The organism is Amycolatopsis sp. NPDC051061 (genome assembly GCF_040682935.1).
In the GTDB taxonomy this organism is placed as follows: domain Bacteria; phylum Actinomycetota; class Actinomycetes; order Mycobacteriales; family Pseudonocardiaceae; genus Amycolatopsis.
The window spans coordinates 61,751-75,568 of sequence record NZ_JBFBBZ010000017.1 but is presented as its reverse complement, the minus strand read 5'-3'; the positions used below and the strand labels follow the sequence as shown (position 1 = coordinate 75,568).

The following is a 13,818-nucleotide window of genomic DNA, read 5'->3' as shown; positions in this document are numbered from 1 at the left end:
ACAAACCGGAGAGGGTGCCTCTACTTTGTGAGCTAGACTGGCGGGATGGCACGGGACGCTGGTCCCGCCGCACCGGCGCGGCCGCTGCGGCGTGACGCTGAACTCAACCGCCGTCGCATCCTGGCGTCGGCCCGCGAGGTGTTCGGCCGGCGCGGGCTCGAGGCCACGCTGGACGACATCGCGCACCACGCCGGCCTCGGCGTCGGCACGGTCTACCGCCGGTTCCCCAGCAAGGAACACCTGGTCGAGGCCATGTTCGCCGAGCGGATGGAAGAAATCGGCGACCTCGCCGAAGAAGCGCTGAAGGCCGCCGACCCCTGGCAGGCGTTCGTCGACTTCACCTGGAAGTCGATCGAGCTTCACTCCGGGGACCGCGGGCTGCGCGAGATCATGCTGTCCAACAAGTTCGGCCACGAGCACGTCGCCGAAGAGAAAGCCCGCATGGTGCCGTTGATCACACGGCTCGTCGAACGGGCTCAGGAGGCGGGCGGCCTGCGTGCCGACTTCGCGCCGACGGACATCCCGCTGCTGCACATGATGGTCGGCTCGGCGATCGAGTTCACGTCCGCGGTGGAGCCGGACCTGTGGCGGCGCTGCCTGGCGATGCTCCTCGACGGCCTGCGCGCCCAGCCGGGAAAGCCGTCGGAGCTGCCCCACCCGCCGCTCGGCGTGGACGAAGTCGACGAAGCGATGTCCTGCTGGCGCCCTTGACGAGGTGATCGGCGCGGGATCCCGGCGCCGCCCGCCGTGGCGGTGCGGGGCGCGAAGAATCCCTCCGGCCCGCACTCCGCCGTCGACGTCTCTGCTCGGCGCGGTTTCCGCACCTGTCCGTCACTCGGACGGGATGATCGCCCACATGATGAGGTAGGCCACGAACTGCGGCCCGGGCAGCAGGCAGGACAACACCGCCAGCAGCCGCACGGTGCCGGTCTTCATGCCCCACCGCCGGGCGAGACCCGCGCACACGCCGGCGATCATGCGGTTGTTGCGGGGACGGGACAGTGAACCCCTGGTCACCGGTGCGCTCATCTTCTTTCCCTTTCTCGCCTTCGGAAAACTTCCGATATCTCCACTTCACCACGGGAGTACCCGCTTCCGCATCGCTCGCGGGAAGGATCTCCCCCTTAGGGGGCGGCAAAACGAAAAACGTCCGGAACGCCCGGCGAAACCCGGGAAACCGGCGCGGAATCCGGTGACCTGCGCGTTCTCCGCGCGGGGCACGAAAAACATTGAGAGATGTCCCCGTCAGGGCTGGTTTTTCCGCTCGATGCGGTGATACTGGCACACCGTGTACCCGCGTCTGCAGTCCTTGGTCGTCGCCACGCTCTGCGCCCTCCTCGCCGCCGGGTGCGCGAAGACCCAGGCCGCTCCCGAGACGTCGTCCGGGCCCACGCCGCTGACCGCGTCCGCCGCGCTCGGGGACTTCGCGAGCGTCGACTACTGCAGCCTGCTCGACCTGCCGTCCGTCGCGCCCGGCGCGGTCGCCACTCCGACGTTCGAGACCTGCCGGGCCGACCTCGGCACGCGCACGATCCTCGTGGGGCCGCTGGCTTTCGACTCCGACCCGAACATCAGGCCCTACGACTACGGCGGGCCGGTGCCCGACGGCGTCGCGGTCCAGCAGTCGATGTTCAACGACCGCAGCGCGTGCACCCGCGCGATCACCTTCGCCGACGGTAACCGGCTCGGCCTCTCGATCACCGACCCCGGCGGGGATCAGGCCGGCCGGTGCGGCGTCGCGGACGCGGCCGTCGGTTCGGTGCTCGCCGCGATCACGGCGAACAAGGTGGGACGGCTGCGGTTCCCGGAGCACTCGTGGGGCCGGGTGGCGCCGTGCGCGATGCTGGACAGCTCCGACCTCGACGCGGTCGCGGGCGCCGGCAGCCGGCCGACGACGGCGCTGTCCGGGCACAGCTGCATCCGCGGCAAGCTGAGCTTCAAGCTGACGGTGCAGACGGACGAGGCGACGGCCCCGGCCGCCGCCGAAACGGTGGGCGGGCGCGAGGCCCGGGTCCGCGTCTCGGGCGCGTTCTGCCTGGCCGACACGACGCAGCCGGCCCCGGGCCTGCCGGGCCGCCGCGAACTGGCCGAGCTCAGCGCGGTGGAGACGGCGGGCACGGCGGGCGACGCCACGTGCGCCCTGGTTCGCACGGCGGCGAGCGCGATCTTCCCCCGGCTCCCGAACGCGTAGCCCGCGCCCCATCCGGCGAAAACTTTTTCCCGGCGAGGTCGGATGACGTCGAGCCGGTTCGTAGCCAGGGTGAGAGACCGGCCACGGGCCACCGCCGGACCACCCAGCCGCGGAAGGAGTCCCGGATGAAGCAGTACCTGCTCGCCGTCCAGCTCGACGAGAGCGCGCCGCCCGAGCCCGAAGAGGCCGTGCGGGCGCAGCTGGCCCGCACCGGCGAGGTCGTCGACGAGATGAAGGCCGCCGGTGCGTGGGTGTTCGTCGGCGGCCTGGAGCACTCGGACGCCTCCACGGTCGTCCGCACCGAGGGCGGCACCACCACGTTCACCGACGGTCCGTTCGCCGAGACGAAGGAACAGCTCGGCGGGTTCTGGGTGATCCGGGCCGAGGACCTCGACCAGGCGCTGGCCTGGGCCGAAAAGTGCTCGCTGGCCTGCCGGCAGCCGATCGAGGTGCGCCCGTTCGACAACGGTTCGCGCCGGCGCTGATGGACGTCGACGGCGTCTACCGGGCGGAGTACGGCCGGTGCGTGGCCACGCTGACGCGCCTCCTGGGGGACATCGGACTCGTCGAAGAGGCCGTGCAGGACGCGCACCCAGGTGCTCGTCTACCGCCCGACCCTGCACGCCTGAAGTGCCGTCGAGGCCACCTTACGGGCGTCTGACGCCCGTAAGGTGGCCTTGACGGCACGCTAGCTCAGTCTTCGTAGGTGAGGTTCCTGCCGTTCGACGGGTCGAACAGCTTGATCTTGTCCGCGTCGTACCAGACCTCGAGGTCCGCGTTCTCCTTCGCGGCCGACTCCGCCGAGAGGCGGGCCACGATCTGGGACTCCGAACCCGGGACGTCGGACGACCCGCTGTCCGCGGCCAGTTCCGCCAGCTCCGCGGACGTCGCCGTCTCGCCCTCCACCGTGAAGTGGGCGAACTTCTCCGAACCCATCGACTCGAGCACGTCGATGTGCGCGGTGAACGTGCTGCCGCCGGCCTTCTGACCGGCATCCACCAGCGCCGCGTCCTCGAAGTGCTCCGGCCGGATGCCGACCAGCACCTCGCGCGGCGCGTCCGCCTTCTCCACCAGCTGACGGATCCGATCCGTCAACGGCGTGGTGCCCAGCGGCGTGCGCAGCTCGTTGTTCTCCAGCGTCGCCGGGAGGAAGTTCATCGACGGCGAGCCGATGAACCCCGCGACGAACAGGTTCGCCGGGTTCTCGTAGAGGAACTGCGGCGCACCGATCTGCTGCACGTACCCGCCGCGCAGCACCACGACCCGGTCGCCCAGGGTCATGGCCTCGGTCTGGTCGTGCGTGACGTACAGCGTCGTCGTGCCGAGCTGCTTCTGGATCTTCGACACCGACGTGCGCATCTGGCCGCGGAGCTTGGCGTCCAGGTTGGACAGTGGCTCGTCCATCAGGAACGCCTTCGGGTTCCGGACGATCGCCCGGCCCATCGCGACGCGCTGCCGCTGGCCACCGGAGAGGTTGGCCGGCTTGCGGTCCAGGTGCGCATTCAGGTCGAGGATCGCCGCGGCTTCCTCCACCTTCGCCCGCACCGTCTGGTCGTCCACCTTGGCCAGCCGCAGCGGGAAGGCCATGTTCTCGCGAACGGTCATGTGCGGGTACAGCGCGTAGGACTGGAACACCATCGCGATGTCGCGGTCCTTCGGGGCCTTCTCGTTGACGCGGGCGCCGTCGATCCGCAGCTCGCCGGTGGTGATGTCCTCCAGTCCGGCCACCATGTTCAGCATGGTCGACTTCCCGCAGCCGGACGGGCCGACCAGGACCAGGAACTCACCGTCGGCGATGGTGATGTCCACTTCGGACACCGCGAGCGCGCCGTCAGGGTACTTCTTCGACACCTTGTCGAGGACGATTTCTGCCATGACTACCCCTTCACCGCACCGGAGGTCAGCCCCGCCACGATGCGACGCTGGAAGAACAACACGAACACAATGATCGGGATGGTGATGACGACCGCGGCCGCGCTCACCTGCCCGGTCGGGTCCTCGAACTGCGAGGACCCGGTGAAGAACGACAGCGCCGCCGGCACCGTGCGCGACGCCGTGGTCGACGTCAGCGAGATGGCGAACAGGAAGTCGTTCCAGCAGAAGATGAACACCAGGATCGCGGTGGTGAACACACCCGGCGCGGCCAGCGGCGCGATCACCTTCCGGAACGCCTGGGCCGGCGTCGCGCCGTCCATCTTCGCCGCTTTCTCCAGCTCCCACGGGATTTCCCGGAAGAACGCCGACAGCGTGTAGATCGACAGCGGCAGGGCGAACGTGATGTAGGGCAGGATCAGCCCCGGCCAGGTGTCGAACAGCCCCAGGTTCCGCTCGATGTTGAACAGCGGGGTCACCAGCGACACCTGCGGGAACATCGCGATCAGCAGCGAGAGCCCGACCAGCAGCTGCTTGCCGGGGAACTCCAGCCGCGCGATCGCGTACGCGGCCATCGTGCCCAGCACCACCGCGATCACCGTCGAGATGATCGCGATGCCGATCGAGTTCACCAGCGCCAGCAGGAACTCCGACGTCTGGAAGATGTCCACGTAGTTCTGCCAGGTCCACGACTGCGGGATGAACGACCCGTCGGTCAGCGTGTCCTTGGTCTTGAACGACAGCGAAACGACCCAGAGCACCGGCACCAGCGCGAACACCAGCACGAGGATGTCGACGAGGCCCCACCTGACTTTGCGGCCCGTCGTGACGGTTCCCATCACCATCAGCGCTTACCCCCGTCGTCCGAACCCGGTGCGGCCGTGCCGAACACCTTGATGAAGATGAAGGCGATGATCGCCACGGTGATGAAGATCAGCACCGCCATCGTCGACCCGATCCCGAGGTTGAGCCCCTTGACCAGGTTGTCGTAGGTCTGCATGGACACCGAGCCGGTGTCCTGCGCGCCACCGGTGAGCACGTAGATGTTGTCGAAGATCCGGAACGCGTCGAGCGTGCGGAACAGCAGCGCCACCAGGATCGCCGGCTTCATCACCGGCAGCATGACCTTGGTGAACCGCTGCCACGCGCTCGCGCCGTCCATCGACGCGGCCTTGAGCAGGTCGTCCGGCACCAGCGCGAGGCCGGCCATCAGCAGCAGCGCCATGAACGGCGTGGTCTTCCACACCTCGGCGAGGATGATGATGAACATCGACGGCCACTGGTCGGTCAGCGGCGCGCCGTCCGAGGCGAGCCAGTTGGCCAGGTAGCCGGTCTTCGGCGTCCACGCGTAGTACCACGAGAACGCCGCGACGACCGTGACGATGCCGTACGGGATCAGGGCGACCGTGCGGACCAGGCCGCGCCCGACGAGCGTCCGGTGCATGACCAGCGCCAGCGCCATGCCGAGCACGAACTCGATCGCCACCGACACCACGGTCAGGAACATCGTGGTGCCGAACGCCGTCCACCAGTACGAGTTGGACAGCACGGCCCCGTAGTTGTCGAAGCCGACGAACTCCTGCTGCGCGGGGAACCTCAGGTCGTAGCGCTGCAGCGACAGCCAGATCGAGTAGACGATCGGGTAGCCGGTGACCGCGATCATCACGACGAACGCGGGTGCGCACAGCCAGAGCCCGAGCTTCCGCTCGGCCTTCTTCCCTTCGGAGAGGGCGGGTTTGCCCTTCTTGCGGGACGTCGCCTCCTCGGCGACCGTGGCCCCGGCGGTGTCCGCCGGGGTCGAGTCCTGGACGGTCACGGGATCACTCCCTTCGACTGGAGCGCGTCGTTGAGCTGCTCGCGCAGCTTGTCCGCGGTGGCCTGCGGGTCGATTTCACCCGGCGGGGAAAGGACTTTCGACATCACGGTCGACATGTTCTGGTACGCCGGGGTCAGCGGCCGCACCGCCGAGTCCTTGATGGCGTCGATGATCGAGTCGCGCATCGGGTACTTGAGCGCCATGTTCGGGTTGTCGGCGCTCGCCGGCTTCGAGGGGTCGAGCGGCGCGTCGTCGTGGTACACCGACTCGATGGTCGGCGGCACGCCGTCGTTGATCGCCGAGAACTTCTGGTTCTCCGCGTTGCGCAGGCACAGCGCCGCCTCGAACGCCTCGGGCTTGTGCTGCGACAGCGAGCTGACGCCCAGGTCGTAGCCGCCGATCGTGGTCTTGGCCGGCGTGCCGGCCTGCGCCTCGGGGTAGACGGCCCACTTGAAGTGCGAGACGTCCTGCGGCTTTTCCTTGGCGTAGGAGGCGTAGACGAACGGCCAGTTGAGCTCGAACGCGGCGTCACCGCGCTGGAACGTCTGCCGGACGTCGTCCTCCTTCGAGTTGGTCAGCGACGGGTCGGTGATGCCCGACGAAGCGATCTGCTTCAGCAGCGCGAGCGCCTTCACCGCGCCATCGTCCAGGACCACGGACTTGCCGTCGTCGGACAGGATGTGCCCGCCCATCGACTCCACGAGCGTGTTGTAGAAGACGACGAGGCCTTCGTACTGCGCGCCGGTGAACACGATGCTGTACGGCTTGCCGCGTTGTTTCAGATCCTTCGACGTCTGGATCATCTCGTCCCACGTCTTCGGCGGCGTGGGCGTGATCCGGTCGTCGTACCAGAGCAGCTGGACGTTGGTGTTCTTCGTGGCCGCGTAGAGCTTCCCGTTGTAGGTCGCCGTTTCCAGCGGTCCCTGCAGCACGCCCTGGGTCGCCGCGGCCTTGTTCTGGTCCTTCCACTCCTCGACCCAGCCGGCTTCGGCGAACTCCGAAACCCAGGTCACGTCGAGGCCGAGGACGTCCATCGCGGTGTCCCCCGCGGCGAGCCGCCGGGCCATCTGCAGGCGCTGGTCGTCCGCGCCGCGCTGGAGCTTGTTGTAGACGATTTCGTACTTGCCGTTCGCCGCCTTGTTGCAGTTGTCGACGACTTTCTGGAAGCTGTCTTCGGGCGCGTAGTAGACATTGATCTTGAGCCCGCCGCTCGATCCGCAACCGGCCAGCATGCCGGTCACCAGTGCCCCTGCCCCCAGCAGGACCGCGGTACGGCCGGGCGAGCGCCCCCGTTTGCCCGCGCCGATCCTCTTCCCCATAAGGCCTCCTCACCCGCATGCACGCCGGAAACCGCGGTGCCCGGCGGGCACCACGACGCGATGAGGCGAACCGCGCCAGCACCCCGACGTGCTAGTGATCGGGCCGCCGCGCTGGTTGGGCGAGGCCGCCCGACTGGTGTCGGACAACTTATGCCGGGCGATCACACCCCGCAAGCAGTATCGGTAACGATTCAGCCCACTGCAGCTCGAACTGTGATTTTCCCCTGATAATGGCCGTTTTTTTCAGATCGTGGCCGGCGGTGGTTTAAGGGCGAGCTTGGCCAGCAGCTCCCGGGCCCGCTCGGCCGAGCGCGGCTGGCACAGGACGTCGTAGCGGCCGGCGACGAGCTGGCTCGCCGAGGAGAAGTCCCGCCGCCCGCGCGACATGCTGTACCCGATCGCCGCGAACATCAGCCCGGAGAGCACACCCAGCACGAGCCCGGTGAGCAGCTGCAACGCGAAGCCCTGGTTGACGAACAACCCGAGCAGCAACCCGGCGAACAGGCCGAACCAGGCGCCCGAGACGGCGCCGGTGCCGAGCACGCGACCCCAGCTGAGCTTCCCGATGACGCGTTCGACGAGCATCAGGTCCACGCCGACGATCGTGACGTCACCGACGGAGAACTCGCTGTCCGCGAGGAAGTCGACGGCCTGCTGCGCTTCGCCGTAGGTCGCGTACGACCCGATCGGCCAGCCGGTCGGCGGGGTCGGCAGCCGCGGCAGGCCACCGGACGTCCGGCCCCCGCCAAAGGGACTACTCACCATCATCACCTGCGCACTCGTGGGTCCGAACGTCCATCTTGTCAAGAACGCCCGGACCGTGCGAGCCGCTTACCCCGAAAGGCCGGGCGTCGATTGTCGCCGTATCGACAATCGGCGCCGCCGGAGTCAAGAGCGGGACTTGTACTCCCGCAGCAGTCCGCGGCTGATGATGGTCTTCTGGATCTCGCTCGTGCCCTCGCCGATCAGCAGGAACGGCGCCTCGCGCATGAGCCGCTCGATCTCGTACTCCTTCGAGTACCCGTAACCGCCGTGGATGCGGAACGAGTCCTGCGTGACCTCCGCGCAGTACTCCGACGCGATCAGCTTCGCCATGCCCGCCTCGACGTCGTTGCGCTCGCCCGAGTCCTTCAGCCGGGCCGCGTTCACCATCATCAGGTGGGCCGCCTCGACCTTCGTCGCCATCTCGGCCAGCTTGAACGCGACGGCCTGGTGCTCGGCGATCGCCTTGCCGAACGTCTTGCGCTGCTGGGCGTACTCCACCGCCAGCTCGAACGCGCGGATCGCGATGCCGCACGCCCGCGCCGCGACGTTCACCCGCCCGACCTCGACACCGTCCATCATGTACGCGAAGCCCTTGCCCGGCGCTTCGCCCAGCACCATGTCCGCGCCGATCCGGTAGCCGTCGAAGACCGCTTCGGTCGTGTCGACGCCCTTGTAGCCCATCTTGTCGATCTTGCCGGGGATGGTCAGCCCCGGTGCCACCTCGCCGAAGCCTTCCGGCTTCTCGACGAGGAACGCCGTCAGGTTCTGGTGGGCCTTCTCGGCGCCTTCGTCGGTCTTGACGAGCAGCGCGATCAGGTTCGACGAGCCGCCGTTCGTCAGCCACATCTTCGAGCCGTCGATGACGTAGCCGTCGTCGGTCTTCTTGGCCTTCGTCTTGATGGCGGCGACGTCCGACCCGAGGTCCGGCTCCGACATCGAGAACGAGCCGCGCACCTCACCGGTGGCCATCCGCGGCAGGAAGTGCCGCTTCTGCGCTTCCGTGCCGTGGCGGGTGATCATGTGCGCCACGATGAAGTGGGTGTTGATCACGCCGGACACGCTCATCCAGCCCCGCGCGATCTCCTCGACCACCAGCGCGTAGGTCAGCAGCGACTCGCCGAGCCCGCCGTACTCCTCCGGGATGGTGATCCCGAACAGCCCCATTTCCTTCATGCCCTCGACGATGTCGGCGGGGTAGGTGTCGGCGTGCTCGAGCTCCTGCGCGTGCGGGATGACCTCCTTGTCCACGAACGAGCGGACGGTCGCGAGGATCTCCGACTGCACGTCGGTCAGGCCGGCGGTCTGGGCGAGACGGGCCATCACGGCTCCCTTTCCGGATACGACGCCGGCTCCCGGCGCTGGGGTTACCGGTGAGTATGACCCGAAAGCCGCGACCCTGCTATGAGGGCGCTCACGCTCTCCGGGGTTCGGCGTTGCCCACGGCCGGTTCCGCCGACCGGCTAAGTTGAGGTCCTGCACCCACCGAGGGGACCCGCCATGACCGACCCGTCCGGGGACAAGGACCGTCCGGCCGATCCGGCCGTGTCGTACGACCCGCCGTCCACCGCGGAACCCACGTCGTACGCACCGGAGAACTACGACCCGCCGGCGGGCGACAGCACGATCGCCGACTCGACGGTCGTGGACACCCCGGACTCGGACACCACGGTCGCCGACACCCCGCCCGCGCCCGCTCCGGAGCCGCCCGGCCCGCTGCCGCCCGGCGCGTTCGAGGCCCCGGCCGCGCACATCCCCGGCACGCCCTACGCCCCGCCGGGGCAGCCACAGCAGCCGTACCCCTACCAGTACCAGCAGCAGCCGTACGCGGCGCCCTACGGACAGCCGTACGGCGCCCCGGCGCCCTACGTCCAGCCGCCGTACGTCCCCGTCGCACCCAGGCAGGACACCGCGCTGGCGACCGGCGCGCTGGTCTGCTCGATCCTCGGCTTCTGCTCCGGCATCACCGCGATCGCCGGACTGGTCATGGGCCACATCGCGCTGAGCAAGACGAACCGCGGCGAAGCGGGTGGCCGCGGGATGGCCACGGCCGCCGTGATCGTCGGCTACGTCGTGATCGCGCTGTGGGTCGGCTTCTTCACCACCCTGATCATCCTCGGCGCGAACGGCCGGCTGAGCTAGTCGGCCGGCAGCACCGCGTCCCCGGGGTTGCGCGGCGACGGCGTCGCGTGGCCGTTCGCCTCCGGCTTGGCCTCCAGGATTTCCGGTTCCGGCTGGGCCTCGGGAGTGGGAGCAGCGGGAGCGGGAGCGGGCGCCGCGGGCCTCGGCGTCTGCGCGTCGAGGAACCGCAGCAGCTCCACCGGGAACGGCAGTACCAGCGTCGAATTCTTCTCCGACGACACCTGCACGACGGTCTCCAGCAGCCGCAGCTGCAACGCCGCCGGGGTGTCGGCCATCTGCGCGGCGGCCTGGGAGAGCTTGTACGACGCCTGCAGCTCACCGTCGGCGGAGATGACGCGCGCGCGCCGCTCCCGCTCCGCCTCGGCCTGCCGCGACATCGAGCGCTTCATCGCCTCCGGCAGCGCGACGTCCTTGATCTCGACGCGGTCGATGTGGATGCCCCAGTCCAGCGCCGGGCTGTCGATCATCAGCTCCAGGCCCTCGTTGAGGCGTTCGCGGTTGGAGAGCAGGTCGTCGAGCTCGCTCTTGCCGATGATCGAGCGCAGCGACGTCTGCGCGACCTGGCCGACCGCCGACCGGTAGTCCTGGACGTTGACCGCCGCGACGACCGGGTCGATGACCTTGAAGTACACGACCGCGTCGACCCGGACGGTGACGTTGTCGCGGGTGATGCCGTCCTGGGCGGGCACCGGCATGGTCACGATCTGCATGTTGACCTTCTGCATCCGGTCCACGAACGGCACCAGCAGCGTCAGGCCGGGGTCCGAGACCCGGGCCCGCACCCGGCCGAACCGGAAGACCAGCCCGCGTTCGTACTGTTTCACGACGCGCACGCCGGCCGCGAGCCAAGCTCCACCCGCGATGACGACGGCGCTGAGGATCTCCACCACCATGGCTGCTCCCGGGGTTGCGTTTTCCCCTGAAAACCCAGCGTACGCCCGTGTCGACCAGGACGAAACGCACTGGACGGGCCCAGCAGACTGAGGTGGTGAACGATCTCCGCGTCCCGCCGCTGTTCGCCGGCCGGGCGCCCCGGGTGCTCGGCCCGGCGGCCGCCGGGTGGGTGGCCGGCCTGCCGGACCTCGCCGCCGGGTACGCCCGCGAGTGGGGGCTCGTGTTCGAGGGCGAGGCGATGCACGGCTACGTCGGCGTGGTGCAGCCCGCGCGCCTGTCCGACGGCACGCCGGTGGTGCTGAAACTGGGCTGGCGCGACGCGGAGTCCGCCGGCGAGCCGCTCGCACTGTCCACATGGGCCGGTCGGGGTGCGGTGCTGCTGCTGGAGTCCGCGCCGGACGACGGCGTCCTGCTGCTCGAACGGCTCGACGCCACGCGCACCCTCGACGACCTCCCGCTGACCGACGCCGTCCCCCGCCTCGGCGAGCTGGCGCGGCGCCTCGCCGTCCCCGCGCCGCCCGGGCTGGCCAGAAGTGTGCGCGCCGAAGCCGAAACCCTCGCCGAGGACCTCCCCCGCCGGTGGGCCGCCCTCGGCGAGCCGTTCGAGAAGCGGCTGGTCGACGACGCCGTCGCGGTCTGTCGCGAGTTCGGGCCCTCCGCGGGGGAGCTGCTGGTGAACGAGGACCTGCACTTCCAGAACGTCCTGGCCGGCACGCGGGAGCCGTGGCTGGTCATCGACCCGAAGCCGCTGTCCGGCGACCTCGAGTGGGGCGTCATCCCATTGTTCTGGAACCGCTTCACCGAGTCCACACTGGACGAACGGTTCGCCCTGATCGTCGCTTCGCAGGAGCTCGACGCCGAGCGCGCCCGCGCGTGGACGCTCGTGCGCGCGGTGCAGAACTGGATCTGGATGCTCGAAGACCTCGAAGAGTTCGAAGCGGACAGCGACGACCCCGCGTTCGTCACCGTGGCGGAAATCGCTCCGTGGGCAGCCAGCCGATAGGGTCGGCGGCATGGCCGCGGTCAACAGGGTTTTCGCAGCTCAGCTGTCCGGGTTGCCGGTGTTCGGACCGGACGGCGAATCCATCGGCCGGGTCCGCGACCTGGTCGCCGGCCTGCGCCTGGACGCGCAACCACCGCGGATCCTCGGCCTGGTCGTCGAGCTGACCACGCGGCGGCGGGTGTTCGTGCCGATGTTGCGCGTCACCTCGATCGAGCCGAGCGCCGTGACGCTCGCCACCGGCTCGGTCAACATGCGGCAGTTCAACCAGCGCCCCAACGAAGTCCTGGTGCTCGGCCAGCTGCTCGACGCGCACGCGACGCTGGCCGGGTCGGACACGCGGATCACCGTCGTCGACGCCGGGATGGAGCCGACGCGCACGCGTGACTGGGTGCTGGCGAAGGTCGCCATCCGTGAGCGGCGCGTCGGGCTGGGGCGCCGCCGGGCGGCCATGCAGGTGCTGCGCTGGGAGGAGGTCGCCGGTCTGGGGCTGGCCGACCTGGCGAAGCAGCCGCAGGGCGCGGGCCAGCTGCTCATGCTGTTCGACACCATGCGCTCGGTCGACGTCGCCGCGACCGTCCGCGACCTGCCGCTCAAGCGCCGGCACGAGGTCGCCGACGCGATGGACGACGAGCGCCTCGCCGACGTCCTCGAGGAGCTCCCGGACGACGACCAGAAGGAGCTGCTGTCCTACCTCGCCGAGGAGCGCGCGGCCGACATCCTCGAAGCGATGAACCCCGACGACGCCGCCGACCTGCTCGCCGAGCTCGCCCCCGCGGAGCAGAGCCGGCTGCTGGAGCTGATGGAGCCGGAGGAGTCCGCGCCGGTCAAGCGGCTGCTGGCCTACTCGTCCGACACCGCCGGCGGCCTGATGACCCCGGAGCCGGTGGTGCTCACGCCCGACACGACGATCGCCGAGGCGCTGGCCCACATCCGCAACGCCGAACTGCCGCCCGCGCTGGCCAGCATGGTCTTCGTCTGCCGCCCGCCGACCGCGACGCCGACCGGGCGCTTCGTCGGCGTCGTGCACTTCCAGCGGCTGCTGCGCGAGCCGCCGGCCGAGCTCGTGGCGAGCGCCGTCGACACCGGCCTGGCGGCGCTGCGGCCCAACGCGACGCTGGCCGAGGTCACGCGGTACTTCGCCGCCTACAACCTGACCTGCGGTCCGGTCGTCGACACCGAAGACCACCTGCTCGGCGCGGTCACCGTGGACGACGTGCTCGACCACCTGCTGCCCGAGGACTGGCGCGAAACCGGCCTGCACGACACCACCGGCGAGACCGGCGAGCACCTGGAGGCCGACCGTGCCTGAACCGACGTCCCGACGGCGGCTGGACCAGCCGCGCAGCCAGAGCCGGTTCAAGCTGAACATCGACCCGGACACCTTCGGCCGGTTCACCGAGCGGATCGCCCGGTTCCTCGGCACCGGGAAGTACCTGTTCTGGCAGACGCTGCTGGTGATCGTCTGGATCGCGATGAACCTCGCCGCGGTGTCGCTGCAATGGGACCCGTACCCGTTCATCCTGCTCAACCTGGCGTTTTCGACGCAGGCGGCGTACGCGGCGCCGTTGATCCTGCTCGCGCAGAACCGGCAGGACGACCGCGACCGCGTCTCCCTGGAGGAGGACCGGAACCGGGCTCTGCAGACGAAGGCCGACACGGAGTACCTGGCCCGGGAGCTGGCGGCGCTGCGGCTGGCGGTCGGTGAGGTGGCGACCCGGGACTACCTGCGCGGCGAGCTGGACCGGCTGCGGGAGGACCTCGACGTCCAGCCCCGGAAGGCCAAACCGAACCGCACTCCTACCGGCTCGTAACATGGACG

Annotated in this window: 15 protein-coding genes; 7 read left to right on the top strand and 8 right to left on the bottom strand. The window is 69.4% G+C overall.

Features of this window, described 5'->3' with window-relative positions; translation table 11 throughout:
- The first annotated feature begins 45 nt into the window (after positions 1-45).
- Positions 46-711 (top strand): TetR/AcrR family transcriptional regulator, encoded by a 666-nt coding sequence (locus AB0N03_RS23730; protein ID WP_364375561.1) that lies wholly within the window; start codon positions 46-48, stop codon positions 709-711.
- 120 nt (positions 712-831) lie between these two features.
- On the opposite strand, the gene AB0N03_RS23725 is transcribed toward AB0N03_RS23730, so the two are convergent.
- On the bottom strand, positions 832-1,029 hold the full coding sequence (locus tag AB0N03_RS23725) for a PspC domain-containing protein (RefSeq protein WP_364375558.1): 198 nt from the start codon (positions 1,027-1,029) through the stop codon (positions 832-834).
- Positions 1,030-1,288: 259 nt separating this feature from the next.
- Here AB0N03_RS23725 and AB0N03_RS23720 point away from each other — a divergent pair, with 259 nt between their 5' ends.
- Together AB0N03_RS23720 and AB0N03_RS23715 are read left to right on the top strand one after the other, a co-directional pair.
- Complete coding sequence (locus AB0N03_RS23720; protein WP_364375555.1) at positions 1,289-2,191, top strand: hypothetical protein; 903 nt, start codon at positions 1,289-1,291, stop codon at positions 2,189-2,191.
- Positions 2,192-2,316: 125 nt separating this feature from the next.
- Positions 2,317-2,676 carry a YciI family protein gene (locus AB0N03_RS23715; protein WP_364375552.1) on the top strand — a complete coding sequence of 120 codons (360 nt, stop codon included), beginning with the start codon at positions 2,317-2,319 and terminating at the stop codon, positions 2,674-2,676.
- A gap of 208 nt (positions 2,677-2,884) precedes the next feature.
- Here AB0N03_RS23715 and ugpC read toward each other — a convergent pair whose 3' ends face one another.
- The 6 genes from ugpC to AB0N03_RS23685 all read right to left on the bottom strand — a co-directional run bounded on the left by ugpC (position 2,885) and on the right by AB0N03_RS23685 (position 9,283).
- A complete protein-coding gene (ugpC, locus tag AB0N03_RS23710) occupies positions 2,885-4,066 on the bottom strand; it encodes a sn-glycerol-3-phosphate ABC transporter ATP-binding protein UgpC (protein ID WP_364375549.1) in 1,182 nt (393 codons plus the stop codon).
- A gap of 2 nt (positions 4,067-4,068) precedes the next feature.
- Positions 4,069-4,908 (bottom strand): carbohydrate ABC transporter permease, encoded by an 840-nt coding sequence (locus tag AB0N03_RS23705; RefSeq protein WP_364375546.1) that lies wholly within the window; start codon positions 4,906-4,908, stop codon positions 4,069-4,071.
- Positions 4,908-5,879: a sugar ABC transporter permease gene (locus AB0N03_RS23700; protein ID WP_364375543.1), complete on the bottom strand. Its 972-nt coding sequence runs from the start codon at positions 5,877-5,879 to the stop codon at positions 4,908-4,910. The genes AB0N03_RS23705 and AB0N03_RS23700 overlap by 1 nt, the downstream gene beginning before the upstream one ends.
- Positions 5,876-7,198: an ABC transporter substrate-binding protein gene (locus AB0N03_RS23695; RefSeq protein WP_364375540.1), complete on the bottom strand. Its 1,323-nt coding sequence runs from the start codon at positions 7,196-7,198 to the stop codon at positions 5,876-5,878. The genes AB0N03_RS23700 and AB0N03_RS23695 overlap by 4 nt, the downstream gene beginning before the upstream one ends.
- Positions 7,199-7,441: 243 nt before the next feature.
- Positions 7,442-7,966: a general stress protein gene (locus AB0N03_RS23690; protein ID WP_364375537.1), complete on the bottom strand. Its 525-nt coding sequence runs from the start codon at positions 7,964-7,966 to the stop codon at positions 7,442-7,444.
- Between the two features lie 120 nt (positions 7,967-8,086).
- Entirely contained in the window at positions 8,087-9,283 is a 1,197-nt protein-coding gene (locus AB0N03_RS23685; protein ID WP_364375534.1) for an acyl-CoA dehydrogenase family protein, read from the bottom strand.
- A 177-nt stretch (positions 9,284-9,460) separates the two neighbouring features.
- Here AB0N03_RS23685 and AB0N03_RS23680 point away from each other — a divergent pair, with 177 nt between their 5' ends.
- Positions 9,461-10,102: a DUF4190 domain-containing protein gene (locus tag AB0N03_RS23680; RefSeq protein ID WP_364375531.1), complete on the top strand. Its 642-nt coding sequence runs from the start codon at positions 9,461-9,463 to the stop codon at positions 10,100-10,102.
- Here AB0N03_RS23680 and AB0N03_RS23675 read toward each other — a convergent pair.
- Entirely contained in the window at positions 10,099-10,995 is an 897-nt protein-coding gene (locus AB0N03_RS23675) for a slipin family protein (RefSeq protein ID WP_364375528.1), read from the bottom strand. The two genes, AB0N03_RS23680 and AB0N03_RS23675, sit on opposite strands and share 4 nt — an antisense overlap.
- A gap of 92 nt (positions 10,996-11,087) precedes the next feature.
- Between AB0N03_RS23675 and AB0N03_RS23670 the strand changes: the two genes are divergently transcribed.
- Genes AB0N03_RS23670 through AB0N03_RS23660 form a run of 3 tightly spaced genes read left to right on the top strand, consistent with a single transcriptional unit; the run spans position 11,088 to position 13,810 of the window.
- Positions 11,088-11,999, top strand: a complete 912-nt coding sequence (locus AB0N03_RS23670) for an aminoglycoside phosphotransferase family protein (RefSeq protein ID WP_364375526.1) — start codon at positions 11,088-11,090, stop codon at positions 11,997-11,999.
- A gap of 10 nt (positions 12,000-12,009) precedes the next feature.
- Complete coding sequence (locus AB0N03_RS23665; RefSeq protein WP_364375523.1) at positions 12,010-13,308, top strand: CBS domain-containing protein; 1,299 nt, start codon at positions 12,010-12,012, stop codon at positions 13,306-13,308.
- Positions 13,301-13,810, top strand: coding sequence for a DUF1003 domain-containing protein (locus AB0N03_RS23660; RefSeq protein ID WP_364375519.1), 510 nt, complete (start codon positions 13,301-13,303; stop codon positions 13,808-13,810). The genes AB0N03_RS23665 and AB0N03_RS23660 overlap by 8 nt, the downstream gene beginning before the upstream one ends.
- Positions 13,811-13,818: the final 8 nt, after the last annotated feature.

Bases quoted from the DNA above. Each gene is read 5' to 3' on its own strand.
- AB0N03_RS23705 (WP_364375546.1), bottom strand. From the start codon at position 4,908: ATGGTGATGGGAACCGTCACGACGGGCCGCAAAGTCAGGTGGGGCCTC.
- AB0N03_RS23715 (WP_364375552.1), top strand. From the start codon at position 2,317: ATGAAGCAGTACCTGCTCGCCGTCCAGCTCGACGAGAGCGCGCCGCCC.
- AB0N03_RS23685 (WP_364375534.1), bottom strand. From the start codon at position 9,283: ATGGCCCGTCTCGCCCAGACCGCCGGCCTGACCGACGTGCAGTCGGAG.
- ugpC (WP_364375549.1), bottom strand. From the start codon at position 4,066: ATGGCAGAAATCGTCCTCGACAAGGTGTCGAAGAAGTACCCTGACGGC.
- AB0N03_RS23675 (WP_364375528.1), bottom strand. From the start codon at position 10,995: ATGGTGGTGGAGATCCTCAGCGCCGTCGTCATCGCGGGTGGAGCTTGG.
- AB0N03_RS23680 (WP_364375531.1), top strand. From the start codon at position 9,461: ATGACCGACCCGTCCGGGGACAAGGACCGTCCGGCCGATCCGGCCGTG.
- AB0N03_RS23725 (WP_364375558.1), bottom strand. From the start codon at position 1,029: ATGAGCGCACCGGTGACCAGGGGTTCACTGTCCCGTCCCCGCAACAAC.
- AB0N03_RS23665 (WP_364375523.1), top strand. From the start codon at position 12,010: ATGGCCGCGGTCAACAGGGTTTTCGCAGCTCAGCTGTCCGGGTTGCCG.
- AB0N03_RS23690 (WP_364375537.1), bottom strand. From the start codon at position 7,966: ATGATGGTGAGTAGTCCCTTTGGCGGGGGCCGGACGTCCGGTGGCCTG.
- AB0N03_RS23730 (WP_364375561.1), top strand. From the start codon at position 46: ATGGCACGGGACGCTGGTCCCGCCGCACCGGCGCGGCCGCTGCGGCGT.
- AB0N03_RS23695 (WP_364375540.1), bottom strand. From the start codon at position 7,198: ATGGGGAAGAGGATCGGCGCGGGCAAACGGGGGCGCTCGCCCGGCCGT.